Origin of the sequence: Rossellomorea sp. RS05 (assembly GCF_039822645.1) — a bacterium.
GTDB lineage: Bacteria > Bacillota > Bacilli > Bacillales > Bacillaceae_B > Rossellomorea > Rossellomorea marisflavi_B.
In genome coordinates this window covers 108,944-125,430 of record NZ_JBDKWY010000001.1, presented here as the reverse complement: position 1 = coordinate 125,430, position 16,487 = coordinate 108,944, and the positions used below count along the sequence as shown (strand labels likewise).

Genomic DNA, 16,487 nt, shown 5'->3' with positions numbered 1-16,487 from the left:
TGATTTTTGGTCATTTCATCACCATTACTTAACTTACCATATACACCCACCTATAGCAAGAAGGAAATAGCTCCCACAAGAAAAAAGGCCAAATCGGCAAGATTTGGCCTTTCGGGAGATGCATCAATCCTGAAGGAATTGCAGGGTCTTTTCCACTGCCGTTTCACCCTGTAAAACACAGTCGGGTATGCTCAGTCCCTCGAAGGAACTTCCGGTGATGAAAATACCAGGAATGGATTCCTCCGCCTTCCTTGCCATTTCCCTTATGCGGTCCCGGTGTCCGACCGTATACTGAGGCATGGATTGCTTATATCTCGACACAATGGTGAATTCTGGCTTCGCGTTCAATTCAACGATTTTGTTCAGATCCTCAATGACAATCTGCTCAATTTGATCATCGGAAAGATCAACAATCGCTTCATCGCCCGGTTTCCCTAAATAGCTCCTGATGAGTGCCTTTCCTTTTGGAGCCGTATGAGGCCATTTCCGATGTGTCCATGCAGCTGCCGTGAGGGAAAAATCACTGTTTCTCGACACGAGGAACTCGGTGCCGTCCCTTTTTTGCTTGATCGCTTCATTGTCGAAGCCCATGGCAACGGTGGCGACAGAAGTGGCGGGCATCTCTTTCAGAAAACTCAGATACCCTTCTTGTGGAAGAAGTCTTTGAACCACGTGATGGGGGGCAGCCAGTATGATGGCATCGCACTCGATGCTTCCATTGGCAAAGGTGACGGAATATCCTTTCTCTTCTTTTCGGATATGGGTCGCCTTCATGCTTTTATACACCGTTCCCGGTTCGATCTTCGCCTCCAACGCGTCGATCATGGACTGCAGTCCGCCGGTAAAGGTCAAAAATCCGCCTTCTGATGTCTCTTTCTGGCTGTTTTTTTTGATTCCTGCTATCAAACTGCGATGTTTTTGTTCAAGTTCATAGAATTGCGGAAAGGTGGACATGAGGCTCATCTGATCGATGTCCCCTGCAAAAATGCCTGTCAAAAGGGGTTCAATGAGATGATCCACCACCTCATCTCCCATCCTTCTCCTGAAAAACGTACCGAGTGATTGGTCCTCCGTCATGTGAGAGCGTGGCAGGAGGAAATCTGCAGCTGCCCTCATCTTACCGGTGAGAGAGAAAAGATTGGTCGTGACAAAAGGTGCAATCTGGGTAGGGATGCCCACGATCGACCCTCCCGGAATGGGGTATAATTCCCCCCCGGCAATCACAAAGGACTTCCCTTTCTCATTCGTCACCAATGTATCGCTGATTCCGAGTTCCCCGGCCAGCTTCAAGATCGAGTCATTCGTCGTAAATACGGAATCAGGACCTTTCTCGATCACATATCCATCCCTTTTGACGGTCTGTACCTTACCGCCGACCCTGTGTGTCGACTCTACAAGTTTCACGTCATAAGGAAGCCCCTTTTCACGCGCTTCTTTTTGAAGGTAAAACGTTGCCGCCAATCCCGTGATGCCCCCGCCGATGACGACGACCCGCTTCTTCATTCTATCTGTCATACTTCATCGCCTTCTTTTATTCAAAGATCATAAAACACAGAGAAGGACTGGGCTGCGGGAATGGTTTCCTTCTGCCTCAGTCCAACTGCCTGAGCTACTGAATGTGCTTCAATACAACGTCTGCAAGGGCGTCGATGAATTCCGGCTTGCTATTCGGCATTTCCGGACGATAATAAGCCGCACCGATTTCATCCGTCACCACTTTACATTCGTAGTCATTATCATATAGTACTTCCAAGTGGTCGGATACAAATCCAACGGGAGTATAAACAAAGGTTTTGTACCCTTTTTCCTCATGAAGATCTCTGGTCAGATCCTGTACATCGGGACCCAGCCAAGGATCCGGCGTATTCCCTTCACTCTGCCATCCGACCGCATACTCCTTCACGCCGGCACCATCTGCAATCATACGTGCCGTGTCTTCAAGCTGCTTGGGATACGGATCCCCTGATTGGAGGATGCGCTGAGGCAGGCTGTGAGCCGACACAATCAGCACGGCTGATTTACGTTCCTCAGAAGACATACCCGCGTAGGTTTCCTTCACACGGTCGACCCAGTACTGAATGAATTTCGGCTCATCGTACCAGCTCTCAACAGACGTAATGACTGGTCCTCCCAGTTTCTCTGCCGCTTCTTTCGCCCTGCCGTTATAAGACTTCACGCTGAAGGTAGAGAAATGAGGAGCAAGTACGATGGAGACCGCTTCTTCAATTCCATCTCGATGCATCTGTTCCACTGCATCTTCCACGAATGGTTCGATATGCTTCAGGCCGAGATACATTTTGAATTCAATCTCATCCTGCATATCATTTAAGTGTTCTTCAAGGCTCTTGGCCTGTTCCAGGGTGATCTTTGCCAAAGGGGAGATCCCCCCGATTGCCTCATACCGGCCCCGGAGGTCTTCAAGCAGTTCACTTGATGGCGCCCTACCGTGACGGATATGCGTGTAATAACGTTCAAGATCTTCTTCTTTATAGGGGGTCCCGTAAGCCATGACGAGGAGACCCATTTTTTTCTTAGACATACCTCTTCACCTCTTAGTTGATAACTTGTCTGTGAATATTGTGCCATGTTTGGACCATTAATACCAAAAATAGTGCTCGGCAGATCGGTTATCTCGAACTATAGTCGTGTACAAAGGCAGCAAGCCTCTTCAATGTGTCCGGATTCACCTGAGGGAACACCCCGTGTCCAAGGTTGAAGATATGGCCAGGCAATTCCATGCCTTGATCCAGTATCGCTTTTGTACGCTCTTCGATGACTTCCCATGGTGCAAGGAGGATCGCAGGATCAAGATTACCCATAAGAGTCTTCGTAAGCCCCATCCCCCTTGCTTCCTTGATGGATAGTCTCCAGTCCAGACCGACGACGTCAACCGGCAGGTCATGCCATTCCCTTGCCAGATGACTGGCACCCACCCCGAAGAGGATGAGGGGAACACCGGTTTCTTTCAATTCATTGAAGATCCGTTCCATATATGGCTTGATGAAATAACGGTAGTCCTGTACGTTCAGTGCGCCAACCCAGGAATCAAATATTTGAAAAGCAGATGCTCCTGCCTTGATTTGTGATTTCCCATACGTGATGGTCATGTCAGACAGTTTGTCCATGAGGGCGAACCAGCTTTGAGGCTGTTCATACATGAAGGCCTTCGTCTTATTATAATTCTTTGATGGGCCACCCTCGATCATATAACTTGCCATGGTGAACGGTGCCCCTGCAAATCCGATCAAGGGAACCGACAGCTGCTCGGTTGTCAGGAGACGGATCGTATCAAGTACGTAAGGAACATCCTCTTCCGGGTGAATCTCGCCAAGCTTCTCCACATCCGACAGGGAGCGGATCGGCTGGTCGATGACCGGACCGATTCCAGACTTGATCTCTACGTCCACTCCGATCGATGGGAGCGGTGACATGATATCCTTATAGAGGATGGCCGCGTCCACGTCGTATTGCTCGACCGGCAGCCTTGTCACATATGCGCAAAGTTCAGGCTGATGCGTGATTTCAAAAAGAGAATATTTCTCTTTGATCGCCCTGTATTCGGGCTGGGAACGTCCAGCCTGTCTCATGAACCATACCGGAGTATGCTCCGTATCTTCTCCCCTTGCTGCACGCAGCAGCGTATCATTCATTGCTTTCATACCTTTGTTCGTCCACCTTTCCTCGTACATCCAATATGTATAGTGTAGCCTAAGTAAGATTGATTCCAACAATTATGTAAGAGTTTTCATGAATATAGATGTTCTCAACCTCACTACTATAGACGTTTTCAGTCTGAAAGTATAGATTTACGTGGCAACTGTCATAAAATTGCCGATTTTCACGGCTTTGCCACCGATTTATAAAACATTTCCCTCTTCATGTTACATGCAAACGGTTTTAGGGAAGAGTATAATAGAAGGTAACTATATCGCAAGAGGTGATGGACATGAAGATTTATATGACGACAGGGACCCATGATTTCCTAAAGACGATCAAAGACGATCACCCGGGAGAGACAATGGTCCTCATGCAGGGAGAAGATGGACTTTTGATCCACGAAAGCGAAGGGGACAGCGTCTTCAGTTCCCCGCGCACCTATGACATCCTCGATTCATCCGGGGAGCTTACGGAAGAAGGGTTCGTGGTTTGCAACAATATACCTGTAACGGACGAAGGGCGCCCCTTATTCGAATACCGCTTTACCAATCGTGCCGGTCTTGTGGAAGAAGTGGAAGGCTTTATCTCAATCAGGGTATTGAGACCTCAGAGCTCTGATACATATGTGATCATGACACAGTGGAAGGATGAAAAAAGCTTCCTTGGTTGGCAGGAATCCAACCAGTACAAAAAGGCTCATGCCAAACGCGGAACGGAATCCGGAATCGACAATAAAAAAGACATCTTCCCCCGTTCATCCTATGTGACAAAATATCATGTGACGACCATCTGATGGTTTCAGTGGAGCCGCCGATTTTCGGCGGCTCCTTATTTGTGTGCCGGAATGGACAATATCCCCCCCTATTCCCCAGGAAATGCACCACTCCTGGCACGAACAGGTTTCCCCTTTCATATCTTATTACTACAAATCAGGGCTTTTGCCCTGTAAGAATGGAAAGGGGTTTTCCTAATGGGGATCGATTTGACCTCCCTGCATTGGATCTATTTATCGTTCATCGGATTGATCATCGCCTTTATGGTGTTCAGGAAGGACACCACCATCATTTGCATCCTAGGGATTTTCACCATTGCCGCTGTCGCCACCGGCTCTTTGACCGGATCAATCAGTTCAATCTTCTCAAGCTTCATCTATGCGATTACCGAACTGCTCCCCACCATACTCGTCATTTCCATCATCGTTGCCATGAGCAGAAGTTTAACCTCCACCGGCATCAATGATGTGATGATCAAACCATTCGCTTCATTCATCCGTACTCCTGCCCTTGCCTACTGGACAATCGGTCTCGTCATGATGTTCATCTCCTGGTTTTTTTGGCCATCGCCAGCTGTCGCCCTACTCGGAGCCGTCCTTGTTCCTGTCGCTCTCAGGGTGGGGCTTCCGGCACTCGGAATCGCCATGGCCATGAACCTTTTCGGACACGGAATTGCCCTTTCAGGGGACTTTGTCATACAGGCTGCACCGAAGCTCACTTCGGACGCAGCAGGCATCCCGATTGGAGATGTTATTTCTGCAAGTATCCCACTGGTCATTATCATGGGGGTGGTCACGACCGTAACGGCTTTCATTTTCCTAAAGAGGGATATGAAGCAGGGAAAACTGAAGGTGGAGACTTCACCTTTGCTGTTCACCGAAACGGACACCTCATCCTCCCTCTCCCCTGTCTGGAGACGGATCATTGCCATTCTGATTCCCGCCGCCTTCATCCTGAATGTGGTGGCGATGTCTGTTTTCAATCTCCAGGGCGGAGATGCCACTGCATTGATTGGTGGTACCGCCATGTTCATCGTTCTTATCATCTCCCTTGCAGCATTCAAAGGAGATGGTTTGTCAAAAACCACCGGGTTCCTCATCGACGGATTCCAGTTCGGTTTCAAAGTGTTCGGTCCCGTCATTCCCATCGCAGCGTTCTTTTACCTCGGCGACTCAGGGTTTAATGCCATCATCGGTGATCACCTGCCGCAAACCTCACACGGTATCGTCAATGATTTGGGGGCCGCGTTGTCAGCAGTCGTTCCGATATCTCAAGCAGTAGGTGCTGTTACACTGACTGCTGTAGGAGCCATAACCGGTCTTGATGGTTCAGGGTTTTCGGGGATTTCCCTCGTCGGGTCCATTGCCTCCCTATTTGCCGACAGCATTGGATCTGGCGTTGCGACCCTCACAGCCCTTGGACAGATTGCTGCCATCTGGGTCGGTGGTGGGACACTTGTTCCATGGGCTCTGATTCCTGCAGCGGCGATTTGCGGGGTAGACCCTTTCGAACTCGCCCGTCGCAACCTTCTCCCGGTCACCATCGGGTTGGTCGTAACGACGATTGCAGCCATGTTCCTTATGTAAAACGAAATGCGCCCCGGAAAGCAGGTTTTGCTCACGGGGCGCATTTTTGATATCTTCCTATGAATAGAAGCTACGAGTCTTTTCCACCTTGCTGACAGCTAGCACCCACCAGATCAAGAGCGGTTGGAAGAGGAGCCTCACCCAAAGTAGGGGAGCGTTTGCTTCTTCAGCCCCGGGAGCGGGTATGCCTTTGACGGCTGCATAGATATTGGCAGGAAAGATCAGAACCAGATAGACGGCCGTTACGATGCCGGTTTTTCTTCTCGTCTTCGGAATGAGAAGGAGGATGGCGAGTATGAACTCAAGTATCCCAGTCAGGTAGACCGCCTCCTCCTTCAGAGGAAGGAATGAAGGGATCATCCGCGCAAAGCCTTGGGCCTCTATGAAATGGAATATCCCCGCTGCAATGAAGAAGAAAGAGAATAGAACGAGGCCGAACCATCTCACTACTTTTTTTCGACGTGACACACGTTTCCCCACCTTTCCACTCCATCATACTATATGTATTTCGCTCAGCGAAAGACAAAAGAAGGGATTACCAGTCATTCAAGCGATTGGTAATCCCTTCTTGTTATTGCATAAAGGAGGCAGTCTTCGAAATCGGAGCCACGCCTGCGTGCCTGGCGCAACACCGCCTCTTCCACGAACCCCGTTTTCTCAAGGACAGTCCTCGAACCTATATTGGAGTCACGTACCATCGCCCACATACGGTTCAGGCTAAGATCTTGGAACCCGAATGACAGGATCTTTTCCACGGCTGAAGTGGCATAGCCCCGCCCCCAGAACCGACTGCCAATCCAGTAGCCCAGTTCTCCTGCATCATGCTCCTGATTACGTCTGATCACGATTGTACCGACGATGTCTGATTGGTATTCGATTGCAAAGTTATACTCCTCATCAGCTTCCCGCAATGAGGGATGTGAGCGAATCCACTCCTCTGCATGTGAGACTTCATAAGGATGGGGCAAACCGATCGTATCTGCCAGCATCTTATCATCTGCTAGCCTGGTAATGGTTAATGCATCTTCCAGATGAAAAGGGCGTAAACTGACTGTCATCCGCACTTCACCCCTTTTCATGCTCGTGGAAATGACGGATTCGGTAAGCGAATTTCGCCGTCTCACCCAGCTGATCGAGAAGCTGGTAATTTGCGTACGCCCCTACAACCGCACCGATCCCGGGCACAAGTTGGAGCATTTTGATCAAATCGATATGATCCCTGTATTCCTGTTGGAATGTTCGCCAGTCCATGTCTTTGACCCGTTCTTTCTCCTCATTCCAGTCTTCGATCACGCTCAAGGTCTTCCGCTTATGCTCATCACTTGAATACGCCAGTTGAAATACATATAGGAGAAACAACCTCTCTTCATAGACATTCACATCATAGCCGTGAATGATCGAGCATTCTGTAAGGAACTTCATCTTTATTGACAGAAGCAGAGGAAAATCCGCCATGCCGAGGAAGAGCCCTCCTGCACCGGTGCCTGCACCTTCTATGGTAGCCGTCTTCCTGTAAAACTCCAGTCGCTCCTTCATGCTTTCTTCCCTTTCCTGAAGGTTTCCCTTTGCAGTCACGGGATTCATCGGTAACCAGCCTCCGCTGTTCAGCGTGATCTCCACCATGCGGCGGATGCTGTCCGTTATCAGGTTATGGGCCTTCTCGGGAATCCACGTGTTCATTTTCGTCTGGGCCCTCTTGGATACTCTCTGCAGCCTGGAGGATTTACGTGTGATGCGGCGCTTCCACATATCTAGCTCTTGCTTTTCTATTTCCACTCTCATCCCTCCTCCACATGATGGTTAGTATACGTTCGGGTCATGAAGATGGTTTCACGAATGAAGGGGATCCTGCATTTTCTTCAACCTTCCCACCAGATAGTGGCGGCTGAACAGGAGGGAAAAGACACAACCTGCAGCAAGCACGATCACTCCCCCCAGCCACTCTCCCCTTACGATTAATGGGATGGTTAAGACGAACGCCTGGATGATGAGTGCCTGCATGATCACGGTTTGAAACGATGACTCCTTCAGCTTCCGGGGAACCGGATAAAGAAGCACCCATATCTTATAGTCAAACCTTTTGAATAACGGGATGAGCTGGAAACCGGTCAAATACATGAAAAGGAGACCGGCGATCACGCTGAAGATCAAGGACGTATTGCTGTAGATCAAAACGGCACCGATGAGGGTCAATCGGATATAGAGGCCAGAATATTCACTGGTCCTTACCAATGATCTGATATAAAGATAGCGGTATGACTTTCCTTGGTCCATCTCATTCGGCAATAAGGCATCGAGCCACTTCCTCCGATGAACCTTTCCTTTTAATTTCGGGACATCGGTGAACATATTGGCCATACGGTAGAACATGAGCATACGCTGCTGCTCAAGGGTGATCAGCAGGTCCCATTTCAGATTTTTCCCTTTGGCAACCTGCATGAAATACCCCACGTATAGGAGCTGGATGACTGCAATCGTTGCAATTACCCAGAGGTGAGCACTAGAGAGAATCAGATACATGATGCTGCCGCTCAATAGAAAGCGGAAAAACGAATCAGTGAAATGGACACTCCTCTCCTGAAAACGGAGGATCTGCCACCGCATGAGAAGGTTCCACCATTTCACGGCCAGGACGATGATCAGAAGCGGGAAAAAGGTGCCGAATCCCTTCCCCGTCACTGCAACATACATAGGCATCATGGCAGCGAGCACAATAAGCTGGATGTAGGATTGAAAAGCGAAGCTCACCCAGAGGCTCTTCGTGAAATAGCCCTTCAATTTCTTCTCAAGAGGGAGCAGGAACACCGCATCGGCTTCGCGGAGGAAGGTATATACGGGGCTCCATGCCAGAACAAGTCCCAAAATGACAGCCATGATCAGAGGAGCAGGAAAAGACGGTTCCAATGTCTTGACCCACTGATTGTATGTATAGGCTCCTCCGCCGAATGCGAAGATCAAGACAAATAAAAGGTGATCATTGAACATGTACTTCAGATATTTTTGAAGCTCAAGGGTATATTCCGTCACCCGCTGCTTCCAAATCCCATTTACATTATTCATCATCCGATTCTTCCTTTGTCAGTTGAATGTAAATATCGTCAAGGGTGGCCCCAGCCATCGTGAATTCCCTCCGCAAATCGTCAAGGGTCCCTTTTGCACGGATTTTCCCCTCATGCAGGATGACGAACGAGTCACAATAGCGTTCGGCCGTCGCCAGGATGTGTGTGGACATGAGAATGCCGGCTCCTGTTGCTTTCATCTCCTCCATGGAATCAAGAAGTGACTGGATGCCGAGGGGATCAAGCCCGACAAATGGTTCATCGATGATGTACAGGCTTGGCTGGATCAGGAACGCACACATGATCATTACTTTTTGCTTCATTCCCTTTGAGAAATGGGCAGGGAACCACTTCAGTTTCTTTTCCATCCTGTAGGCCTTCAGCAATCCGGGGAGACGATCGGAATACTCTTCTTCCGTCAATCCGTATGCCATGGCTGTCAGCCTTAAATGCTCTTCAAGGGTGAGCTCATCATAAAGGATCGGTGTTTCGGGAATGTAGGAGAATTGTTTACGGTACTGCTCGGGATCTTTCTTTAAGGTCTTTCCGTTGATGGATACATCCCCCTGCTTTGCTTCCATCAGTCCGATGATATGCTTGATCGTCGTACTTTTACCTGCCCCGTTCAATCCGATCAGTCCTACAATTTCATTGGACTCGATTGAGAAGGAAATATCTTTTAATACAGGCTTACGTGTATATCCACCAATCAAATGGTTAATTTCCAATAATGCCAAAGCGAAAACGTCCTTTCTCTGCACAGTCTTTGCTTCATTTTATCAAAATTCCGTTATGAAGGCATGTTTGATCTACAACTTTTCCATTATCTAGTACAAATAAATACCTACAGACGGGTCATCCTATAGTTGTAGGGGTAAGGCAATAAGAAAAACGGGGTGGTTGTTAAAGACCAGGATCCGAATTTCACTAATTGTTGCAGCATTTATGCTCTTCTTTAGTGAATGACATTCATTCACCATTCATTCAGACAAATGAGGTGTTTGTTAAAGAACAAGTTGACGTATATCCAAACACTTATTCGCTTTACGTGATGTAAGGAGATGGAGATGGTCACATTGCACGAGTCATTCGTATGTATGCAAACCGTCAAATGAGGTGGTTGTCCAAGACGCTCAAGATTTTTTAAAAATCGATTGCGATAGGATCGTTCCGTTCACCTGCTGAATGGAATCGCCGACTTTACGAAAAGCATCAGGAAGCACAGCCCCTACATGGAGAGGCGGGACATTCGTTCCCGTCTCTTCTTCATTTATATCTGCACCCGTGATAAAATACAACTACTACATATTGAAGGGTGGATATACAATGAGCGACTGTATTTTTTGTAAAATCATTGATGGGAAGATCCCATCCACAAAAGTATATGAAGATGAAAACGTGCTTGCCTTCCTGGATATCAGCCAAGTGACGAAAGGGCATACACTGATCATCCCGAAGCAGCATATGAAAAACGTTTATGAGCTTTCCCCTGAAGCGGCCGGGCACGTGTTTCAAGCGGCTCCGAAAGTCGCGTCTGCCATCAAGGAAGCGTTCCAACCCATCGGGCTGAATCTCCTCAGCAACACAGGGGAAGCAGCCGGCCAATCCGTGTTTCATTTCCATCTGCATCTCATCCCGCGCTACGGTGTAGGCGACGGATTCGGCGCCGTCTGGAAGACCCATACGGACGACTACACCCCCGAGGACCTGCAGGAAATCGCCGCATCCATCTCTGGCCATATTTGAGATGGAACAGGTCCGTTGACATGAGGGGCCGATGTGTTATAATAGTCCTAACTTTTCGCTGATGGCAATAGTGCACATCAGGAGGAGCAGAGAAAGCATAGACGAGTTGAGGAGAGATGAAGATGAATACTAAAACGCTTGTATCCCTGTCACTATTGATCGGGATCGGAACCGCACTGCATGCCGTAATCCCTGGGATCTTCCTTGGTATGAAGCCTGACATGATGCTTACGATGATGTTTTTAGGGATCATGCTGTTCCCTGCCAAGAAAAATGTACTGCTTGTGGGACTGTTGACCGGTGTCATTTCCGGATTAACCACCCAGTTCCCTGGAGGATTCCTCCCGAACCTGATCGACAAGCCCGTGACAGCATTTGTTTTTTACGGATTATTCTTGCTTACAAGAAAGTACTCCCGATCCATTTTGGGAGCAATTGTACTGACAGCCATTGGAACGCTCGTTTCCGGAGCCATCTTCCTTGGTTCAGCTTCAGTCATCGGCGGTCTTCCTGGAGCATTCATCGCCCTGTTCGCAGCGGTCGTACTGCCTGCTACAGTCGTCAACGCCGGTGCAATGTTCGTCGTATATCCGATAATCAATGGTATCTTAAAGCGTTCTTCCATAAGCGAAGCGGTCACGTCAGATCAGCTTCAATGAAAAAAGGCCCCCCTTTGGGCCTTTTTTTTATGAAGCAATCCACCACAGGAAGCTGCCGATCACTAGGGAAGCTGCTCCCGCCGTCCCCATCAACCCCGCCCTTTTCTTCAGGATGCTCTTAGGGGGATAGATCCCCGGCCTTTGAAAACTCATAATATTGTACACCATACTGATCACCAAAATCACACTGAGAGCAAAGAAACCGAAAATGATCCCGTCCATTCTTCCCCCTCCTCTCCCTTATTCGTATGCGTCCATTCGAATACTTATGAACAATCCCGTTTCAAACTGTTACAATAGGGAAAAGGATATCTACATCTTTTGTAGAATAATAATACTACCAAGCAATCAGAGGTGAAGGGCATGAAAGTGAAATCATTGATGTACGGTTTGATCGTGGGCGGCATCGTCGCAGGTGCAGGCTCCCTTCTCTCAGCTCCTTCTTCAGGGAAGGAATTGAGGGGAAAACTGAAAGATAAGCAGAATGATTGGAAGCTGACGCTCGAAGACTTAAAAGAGCGGGCAAATGAACTGAAGGAATCCATCGGAACGCTTTCTCAGGAAAGCAAGGAAACCGTTCTTCAGCTTTCAAAAGATCTTCAGGCTTCCATTAAAGAGTGGCAAATATCGACCGCTCCGAACAACGAGCGCCTGCAAAAAGAAATCGAGACCGTAAGACAAACGATTGAAGATCTAGAAAAATCCATCGATCTTTCAGGTTCGTCCCAATCGAAGTAAACCATAGGGAAAGCCCGTATCCACCTTGTATGTTCCAAAACATGAAGGCCTTTGCGATGCGGGTTTTTCAATTCCCTGCATGAACTTCTAAAAATTTTGTGAATTTAGACTTTATTATTCATTACTTTATTGGCATAATAAAATATAAGCGCTTTCTTTTTAACAACCTGGTGCTTCAAAGGAAAAAGAAAAGGGGAAAAGATTTTTTAGTAAAGTGGGTGAAAGAGATGAAGGAAAGAGAATTCACATTAAAAGAGGCAATGCTCTTCAGCCAGCGGATGGCACAGCTCAGCAAAGCGCTGTGGAAAGCCATCGAAAAGGACTGGCAGCAATGGATCAAGCCGTATGATCTCAACATCAATGAACACCATATTCTCTGGATCGCTTATCATCTAAAAGGTGCTTCCATATCAGATGTAGCCAAATTCGGTGTCATGCATGTATCCACGGCATTTAATTTTTCCAAGAAATTAGAGGAGCGGGAACTGCTGGAGTTTTCAAAAAGGGAAAACGATAAACGCAACACGTATATCAGGCTGACGGAGAAAGGAGAACGCATTCTTCTCGATTCTATGAAGAATTACGATCCTGACCATCACGCTATTTTCCAAGGGGTCTCTCCCCTCAGGGAGCTTTACGGAAAATTCCCGGAAATGATCGAAATGATGAGCGTGGTGCGCAACATCTATGGGAATGATTTCATGGAGATTTTCGAAAAGTCGTTCGACAACATTAAAAATGACTTCTCCGATGACAATGGAAAACTGACTGAACTTTTCCAGGAAGAAGATGACTTAGAGAGTTCTAAAGACATTTCCTGAGCTGGGTCATGAGAGAAGGATATAATCCTTGGTTGAGGCACCCCTCGATGACCCGCTCGACAGTAAGCCTGCGATCGATCCTACGTTCAAATTCTTTAAAAAGCGGAGTAAAATAGACAAACCCTTCCGCTTTTTGTTTTTGGCATTTATTGTTCAATCCCTCACATAACTGGAAGAATGCTCTTACATCCTCCTCATCAAGCCCTGCCTTCATGACCTCCCTGTAAAATAAAGTGGTATGCCCCGGCATCATCTCCAACATGAGCCTTTGATAATATTCCAGCTTTTCCACTCTTCTTAACAAATCATCCATTCCAATCACCATTCCATATGCATAGTTTCTCTTTTCCATTGTACAAGACATTCCGTACACTTGTCTCTTTTAATCGTCACTTCTCCACTAAACAAGCCCGTGCAGACTCCCCTGAAGGCATCACGGTTTTATTTTTTTCCTCCCCTAAAAAAGTATTGATTTTCAGCACTAATCATAATACAGTATGTAAGGCGCTTTTCACCATACCGAACGCCTTTTGGAGGAAACACGTAATGCACTGCTGGAAGTCTGTTGATAAAGAAAGACATTTCGGATATCATCGAGTCTTTTTACTTTCATCCATCGTGATGATGATGGTATTCTCATTTATATACGTACCGATTAATGTATTGAACCATCGTGTATTTTATGATCATCATATCCTGCTCTTTTTTGCAGGCTTGTTGAGCATCTATCCCCTGCATAAGATCTGCCACGCACTGCCGGTCTTGCACTGTGCACGGAATATGACATGCACGCTGAGAAGACAGATAGGGATCTTACCGACCGTAACGCTCAGATTGAATGTGCCCATCACCAAATGGAGATACGGGATGGCATTAACCGCCCCATTCTTTGTACTCAATTCATTCCTGATGTTCGGTTGCTTCCATTTTCCTCATTACTCCCATTACTTCATCATGTTGACTGCCTTCCATACGGGCATCTGCTTAATCGATTTTCTTTGTGTAAGGACACTGCTCTTTTCTCCGAGGAGGGCGATGATCGAGGAAAATGAGGATGGATATGAGATATTGATTGAACAATGAGGGGTCGCCCCCCTCACTAGGCTATTTTCGTATTCCTGCTCTTCATCAAAAGCAGAGGCTTTATACACGAACACGAATACGAAAAGAGCTTAGTTTCCAATTTTTCGTCAATACTCGCCCTACCAATCACCCCATTAATTTGGTATTGTATAGCTTATAGGAGAGAACGGGGAGGGACCTGGATGATCACCGTATTTATCATGTTTATCGTATTCGCACTGTTCATTCTGTTCAACATCAACAGAATGACCTTCGCACTCTGTGCACAAAAGGAAATACCCGAAGAACGTCAGCCGAAAGTATACGCAACCATCAACATCCTCATCACCATACTGCTGATTTCATCTTATGTGGAAATCTTATTTACATAGACAAAGAAAAGCGGAGGCGGGTCGCTCTGACCCGACAAGCATAAGACGAGTCACCCAGAAAGGCGTTCTTGGCCTTTTTGGGTGGCTTGACTTATGACCTCGAGGGTGAACCCGCCTGAGCTGGTTAAAGAAAAGCGTAACCAACATCCTTACCAATTCAAAAAACAAGCCCCCCGGATCGTCTTCAACGACTCTTCGGGGGGCTTGCTTTATTTTAGCTAAAAATAGAAGCCTGCAAGAGGAATCAATCCTTCCCTTTGCGTGCTTCCCTTCTTTTGAAAAACTGCCGTGAATATTCACAGCAGCCTAACAAGCCCTTTCGGTTCAATTCACTTTATTAGCAAACGTATGCTGCACCGATGATGATAAGCAAGATGAATAGAACAACGATTAGAGCGAAACCTCCGCCATACCCGCAAGCACCTGACATATGCGCTTCCTCCTTTCATGTATGAGAAGCATCGGATGAGATAGGCAAAAAGGGGACGTTGCTGCAAGTAATGCCCCCTCTTTGACCCTGATCCGTCAATTCCTAGTATTTTTGGCTATCTTATAGCCAAGCTGCACCTACAATGATCAACAAGATGAACAGTACAACAATTAACGCGAAACCTCCGCCGTATGCGTTACCCATTACGTTCCACCTCCTTTGAAGCGCTAATGCATTATATTCAAGTACACGTCTAATGGTTTTAGGCTATTGTCATATTTCTTATTAGCAAATAAACGCGGCACCAACGATGATTAATAAGATGAACAATACAACAAGCAATGCAAATCCTGAATTGTATCCACAGCTCATGATCATTACCTCCTTTTCTCTCTTCGCTGATATCATATGAACGAATCTGGGAATTGGGTATGTTATCTGCCTATTTTTATCAAGAATAGTTTGGAAATTATTTTTTTTCATCCAAAAAGTGTGATATAGTATGGGTTGTAGATTTTAGCCAAGCATAACTGAAAATAGCTTAGGAGTTGATCACCATGAAGAAGTGGATCCTTTCCGTATCACTTGTTGCCGGTGCCGTGGGACTAGCAGGATGCAGCGGTAATGGGGCAGACGATAAAGATGTAGTTGCGACAACGAAAGCCGGGGATATCACCAAGGATGAACTGTATGATTCAGCGAAACAAAAGTTCACTCCACAAATGGAACAAGCCCTGCAGGAACTCGTTTATACAAAAGTTCTGGATGAGAAGTATGATGTTTCTAAAGATGAAATCAACAAAAAGATGGACGAAGCGAAAGAACAGCTCGGTGATCAATTCGATATGTTCCTTCAACAGTACAACCTTGATGAAAAATCCTTTAAAGAGTATTTGAAGCTTCAGCTTCTTCAAGAGAAGGCGGCTACATCAGATATAAAGGTCACTGACAAGGAACTCAAGGATTATTACGAAAATTGGAAAGCTCCGATTGAAGTAAGGCACATCCTTGTGGAAGACGAAAAGACTGCGAAGGAAGTCAAAAAGAAATTGGCCGATGGTGGTAAATTCGAAGATCTTGCAAGCGAGTATTCAACCGATACCGCTTCTGCAGCTAACGGTGGCAGCCTTGGATGGGTTGATAATGCCGGACGCCAAAGCTTTGTACCTGAGTTCTCAAAAGCCCTTGACTCCCTGAAAAAAGGTGAGGTCAGCGATCCTGTGAAGACAGATTATGGCTACCACATCATTGAAGTGACCGATACGAAAGAAAAGAAACCGTTCAAAGATATGAAAAAAGATCTTGAGCAAGAGCTTAAACTTTCAAAAGTGGACCAGTCTAAAATCCAGGAATCCATGAAGGACGAAATCGAAAAAGCAGATCTTAAGATCAAGGATAAAGATCTCAAAGATGCATTCGAACAAGTCCTGAACGGTACGCCAGCACCGGATGCTGCTGCCCCTGAAGGCAATGCAACGACCGAATCCGATACAAAAGAATGAACCCAAAAAAGACAGTCCGGAGATTATTCTCCGACTGTCTTTTTTCTTTAATGACTATTCGA

Annotated in this window: 22 protein-coding genes; 9 read left to right on the top strand and 13 right to left on the bottom strand. The window is 46.9% G+C overall.

Going from position 1 to position 16,487, the window contains the following annotated elements; translation table 11 throughout:
• Positions 1 to 123 precede the first annotated feature (123 nt).
• From hemY to hemE, 3 genes are all read right to left on the bottom strand, one after another.
• Positions 124 to 1,515, bottom strand: coding sequence for a protoporphyrinogen oxidase (gene hemY / locus ABJ225_RS00725; RefSeq protein WP_347317949.1), 1,392 nt, complete (start codon positions 1,513 to 1,515; stop codon positions 124 to 126).
• Between the two features lie 94 nt (positions 1,516 to 1,609).
• Positions 1,610 to 2,539, bottom strand: coding sequence for a ferrochelatase (hemH, locus tag ABJ225_RS00720; protein ID WP_347317947.1), 930 nt, complete (start codon positions 2,537 to 2,539; stop codon positions 1,610 to 1,612).
• 88 nt (positions 2,540 to 2,627) lie between these two features.
• On the bottom strand, positions 2,628 to 3,659 hold the full coding sequence (hemE, locus tag ABJ225_RS00715) for a uroporphyrinogen decarboxylase (protein WP_053427606.1): 1,032 nt from the start codon (positions 3,657 to 3,659) through the stop codon (positions 2,628 to 2,630).
• 287 nt (positions 3,660 to 3,946) lie between these two features.
• Here hemE and ABJ225_RS00710 point away from each other — a divergent pair, with 287 nt between their 5' ends.
• Positions 3,947 to 4,450 (top strand): antibiotic biosynthesis monooxygenase family protein, encoded by a 504-nt coding sequence (locus ABJ225_RS00710; RefSeq protein WP_218245705.1) that lies wholly within the window; start codon positions 3,947 to 3,949, stop codon positions 4,448 to 4,450.
• Between the two features lie 177 nt (positions 4,451 to 4,627).
• Positions 4,628 to 6,016 carry a hypothetical protein gene (locus ABJ225_RS00705; RefSeq protein WP_347317945.1) on the top strand — a complete coding sequence of 463 codons (1,389 nt, stop codon included), beginning with the start codon at positions 4,628 to 4,630 and terminating at the stop codon, positions 6,014 to 6,016.
• Positions 6,017 to 6,073: 57 nt separating this feature from the next.
• Here the strand turns inward: ABJ225_RS00705 and ABJ225_RS00700 are convergent, their stop codons facing one another.
• From ABJ225_RS00700 to ABJ225_RS00680, 5 genes are all read right to left on the bottom strand, one after another.
• A complete protein-coding gene (locus ABJ225_RS00700) occupies positions 6,074 to 6,484 on the bottom strand; it encodes a DoxX family protein (protein ID WP_347317943.1) in 411 nt (136 codons plus the stop codon).
• A 74-nt stretch (positions 6,485 to 6,558) separates the two neighbouring features.
• Positions 6,559 to 7,074 carry a GNAT family N-acetyltransferase gene (locus tag ABJ225_RS00695; protein ID WP_347317941.1) on the bottom strand — a complete coding sequence of 172 codons (516 nt, stop codon included), beginning with the start codon at positions 7,072 to 7,074 and terminating at the stop codon, positions 6,559 to 6,561.
• Between the two features lie 7 nt (positions 7,075 to 7,081).
• The gene (locus tag ABJ225_RS00690) at positions 7,082 to 7,765 is read right to left on the bottom strand and encodes an EcsC family protein (RefSeq protein WP_481900601.1); all 684 of its coding nucleotides are present in this window, start codon (positions 7,763 to 7,765) and stop codon (positions 7,082 to 7,084) included.
• A gap of 81 nt (positions 7,766 to 7,846) precedes the next feature.
• Positions 7,847 to 9,076 (bottom strand): ABC transporter permease, encoded by a 1,230-nt coding sequence (locus tag ABJ225_RS00685; RefSeq protein ID WP_347317937.1) that lies wholly within the window; start codon positions 9,074 to 9,076, stop codon positions 7,847 to 7,849.
• Positions 9,069 to 9,812, bottom strand: coding sequence for an ABC transporter ATP-binding protein (locus ABJ225_RS00680; RefSeq protein ID WP_079515770.1), 744 nt, complete (start codon positions 9,810 to 9,812; stop codon positions 9,069 to 9,071). Before ABJ225_RS00680 ends, ABJ225_RS00685 begins: the two co-directional genes overlap by 8 nt.
• A gap of 589 nt (positions 9,813 to 10,401) precedes the next feature.
• On the opposite strand from ABJ225_RS00680, the gene ABJ225_RS00675 reads away from it, so the two are divergent.
• Entirely contained in the window at positions 10,402 to 10,821 is a 420-nt protein-coding gene (locus ABJ225_RS00675) for an HIT family protein (RefSeq protein ID WP_218245702.1), read from the top strand.
• A 122-nt stretch (positions 10,822 to 10,943) separates the two neighbouring features.
• Positions 10,944 to 11,480 (top strand): tryptophan transporter, encoded by a 537-nt coding sequence (locus tag ABJ225_RS00670; RefSeq protein WP_056538020.1) that lies wholly within the window; start codon positions 10,944 to 10,946, stop codon positions 11,478 to 11,480.
• Between the two features lie 27 nt (positions 11,481 to 11,507).
• Here the strand turns inward: ABJ225_RS00670 and yhzF are convergent, their stop codons facing one another.
• Positions 11,508 to 11,702 carry a membrane protein YhzF gene (gene yhzF / locus ABJ225_RS00665; RefSeq protein WP_218245701.1) on the bottom strand — a complete coding sequence of 65 codons (195 nt, stop codon included), beginning with the start codon at positions 11,700 to 11,702 and terminating at the stop codon, positions 11,508 to 11,510.
• A gap of 141 nt (positions 11,703 to 11,843) precedes the next feature.
• On the opposite strand from yhzF, the gene ABJ225_RS00660 reads away from it, so the two are divergent.
• Positions 11,844 to 12,218, top strand: coding sequence for a YtxH domain-containing protein (locus ABJ225_RS00660; protein ID WP_347317934.1), 375 nt, complete (start codon positions 11,844 to 11,846; stop codon positions 12,216 to 12,218).
• 227 nt (positions 12,219 to 12,445) lie between these two features.
• Entirely contained in the window at positions 12,446 to 13,039 is a 594-nt protein-coding gene (locus ABJ225_RS00655) for an HTH-type transcriptional regulator Hpr (RefSeq protein ID WP_048004405.1), read from the top strand.
• Here the strand turns inward: ABJ225_RS00655 and ABJ225_RS00650 are convergent.
• Entirely contained in the window at positions 13,023 to 13,391 is a 369-nt protein-coding gene (locus ABJ225_RS00650; RefSeq protein ID WP_235563606.1) for a DUF1878 family protein, read from the bottom strand. The genes ABJ225_RS00655 and ABJ225_RS00650 overlap by 17 nt on opposite strands.
• A gap of 194 nt (positions 13,392 to 13,585) precedes the next feature.
• Here ABJ225_RS00650 and ABJ225_RS00645 point away from each other — a divergent pair, with 194 nt between their 5' ends.
• On the top strand, positions 13,586 to 14,122 hold the full coding sequence (locus ABJ225_RS00645; RefSeq protein WP_053427614.1) for a DUF3267 domain-containing protein: 537 nt from the start codon (positions 13,586 to 13,588) through the stop codon (positions 14,120 to 14,122).
• Positions 14,123 to 14,304: 182 nt separating this feature from the next.
• Entirely contained in the window at positions 14,305 to 14,493 is a 189-nt protein-coding gene (locus tag ABJ225_RS00640) for a hypothetical protein (RefSeq protein ID WP_053427615.1), read from the top strand.
• Between the two features lie 337 nt (positions 14,494 to 14,830).
• Here the strand turns inward: ABJ225_RS00640 and ABJ225_RS00635 are convergent, their stop codons facing one another.
• The 3 genes from ABJ225_RS00635 to ABJ225_RS00625 all read right to left on the bottom strand — a co-directional run bounded on the left by ABJ225_RS00635 (position 14,831) and on the right by ABJ225_RS00625 (position 15,295).
• Entirely contained in the window at positions 14,831 to 14,923 is a 93-nt protein-coding gene (locus tag ABJ225_RS00635) for a YjcZ family sporulation protein (RefSeq protein ID WP_079515766.1), read from the bottom strand.
• A 120-nt stretch (positions 14,924 to 15,043) separates the two neighbouring features.
• Positions 15,044 to 15,127, bottom strand: coding sequence for a YjcZ family sporulation protein (locus tag ABJ225_RS00630; RefSeq protein WP_032089274.1), 84 nt, complete (start codon positions 15,125 to 15,127; stop codon positions 15,044 to 15,046).
• 81 nt (positions 15,128 to 15,208) lie between these two features.
• Positions 15,209 to 15,295, bottom strand: coding sequence for a YjcZ family sporulation protein (locus ABJ225_RS00625; protein ID WP_048004408.1), 87 nt, complete (start codon positions 15,293 to 15,295; stop codon positions 15,209 to 15,211).
• A gap of 185 nt (positions 15,296 to 15,480) precedes the next feature.
• On the opposite strand from ABJ225_RS00625, the gene ABJ225_RS00620 reads away from it, so the two are divergent.
• The gene (locus ABJ225_RS00620) at positions 15,481 to 16,425 is read left to right on the top strand and encodes a peptidylprolyl isomerase (protein WP_079515764.1); all 945 of its coding nucleotides are present in this window, start codon (positions 15,481 to 15,483) and stop codon (positions 16,423 to 16,425) included.
• The last annotated feature ends 62 nt before the right edge of the window (positions 16,426 to 16,487 follow it).

Coding starts and splice junctions, on each gene's coding strand:
- ABJ225_RS00710 (WP_218245705.1), top strand. CDS start 3,947: ATGAAGATTTATATGACGACAGGGACCCATGATTTCCTAAAGACGATC.
- ABJ225_RS00625 (WP_048004408.1), bottom strand. CDS start 15,295: ATGAGCTGTGGATACAATTCAGGATTTGCATTGCTTGTTGTATTGTTC.
- ABJ225_RS00650 (WP_235563606.1), bottom strand. CDS start 13,391: ATGGAAAAGAGAAACTATGCATATGGAATGGTGATTGGAATGGATGAT.
- ABJ225_RS00675 (WP_218245702.1), top strand. CDS start 10,402: ATGAGCGACTGTATTTTTTGTAAAATCATTGATGGGAAGATCCCATCC.
- ABJ225_RS00695 (WP_347317941.1), bottom strand. CDS start 7,074: ATGACAGTCAGTTTACGCCCTTTTCATCTGGAAGATGCATTAACCATT.
- ABJ225_RS00690 (WP_481900601.1), bottom strand. CDS start 7,765: ATGTGGAAGCGCCGCATCACACGTAAATCCTCCAGGCTGCAGAGAGTA.
- ABJ225_RS00705 (WP_347317945.1), top strand. CDS start 4,628: ATGGGGATCGATTTGACCTCCCTGCATTGGATCTATTTATCGTTCATC.
- ABJ225_RS00640 (WP_053427615.1), top strand. CDS start 14,305: ATGATCACCGTATTTATCATGTTTATCGTATTCGCACTGTTCATTCTG.
- hemY (WP_347317949.1), bottom strand. CDS start 1,515: ATGACAGATAGAATGAAGAAGCGGGTCGTCGTCATCGGCGGGGGCATC.
- ABJ225_RS00685 (WP_347317937.1), bottom strand. CDS start 9,076: ATGAATAATGTAAATGGGATTTGGAAGCAGCGGGTGACGGAATATACC.
- ABJ225_RS00635 (WP_079515766.1), bottom strand. CDS start 14,923: ATGTCAGGTGCTTGCGGGTATGGCGGAGGTTTCGCTCTAATCGTTGTT.
- hemH (WP_347317947.1), bottom strand. CDS start 2,539: ATGTCTAAGAAAAAAATGGGTCTCCTCGTCATGGCTTACGGGACCCCC.
- hemE (WP_053427606.1), bottom strand. CDS start 3,659: ATGAAAGCAATGAATGATACGCTGCTGCGTGCAGCAAGGGGAGAAGAT.
- ABJ225_RS00655 (WP_048004405.1), top strand. CDS start 12,446: ATGAAGGAAAGAGAATTCACATTAAAAGAGGCAATGCTCTTCAGCCAG.
- ABJ225_RS00660 (WP_347317934.1), top strand. CDS start 11,844: ATGAAAGTGAAATCATTGATGTACGGTTTGATCGTGGGCGGCATCGTC.
- ABJ225_RS00630 (WP_032089274.1), bottom strand. CDS start 15,127: ATGGGTAACGCATACGGCGGAGGTTTCGCGTTAATTGTTGTACTGTTC.
- ABJ225_RS00620 (WP_079515764.1), top strand. CDS start 15,481: ATGAAGAAGTGGATCCTTTCCGTATCACTTGTTGCCGGTGCCGTGGGA.
- yhzF (WP_218245701.1), bottom strand. CDS start 11,702: ATGGACGGGATCATTTTCGGTTTCTTTGCTCTCAGTGTGATTTTGGTG.
- ABJ225_RS00645 (WP_053427614.1), top strand. CDS start 13,586: ATGCACTGCTGGAAGTCTGTTGATAAAGAAAGACATTTCGGATATCAT.
- ABJ225_RS00670 (WP_056538020.1), top strand. CDS start 10,944: ATGAATACTAAAACGCTTGTATCCCTGTCACTATTGATCGGGATCGGA.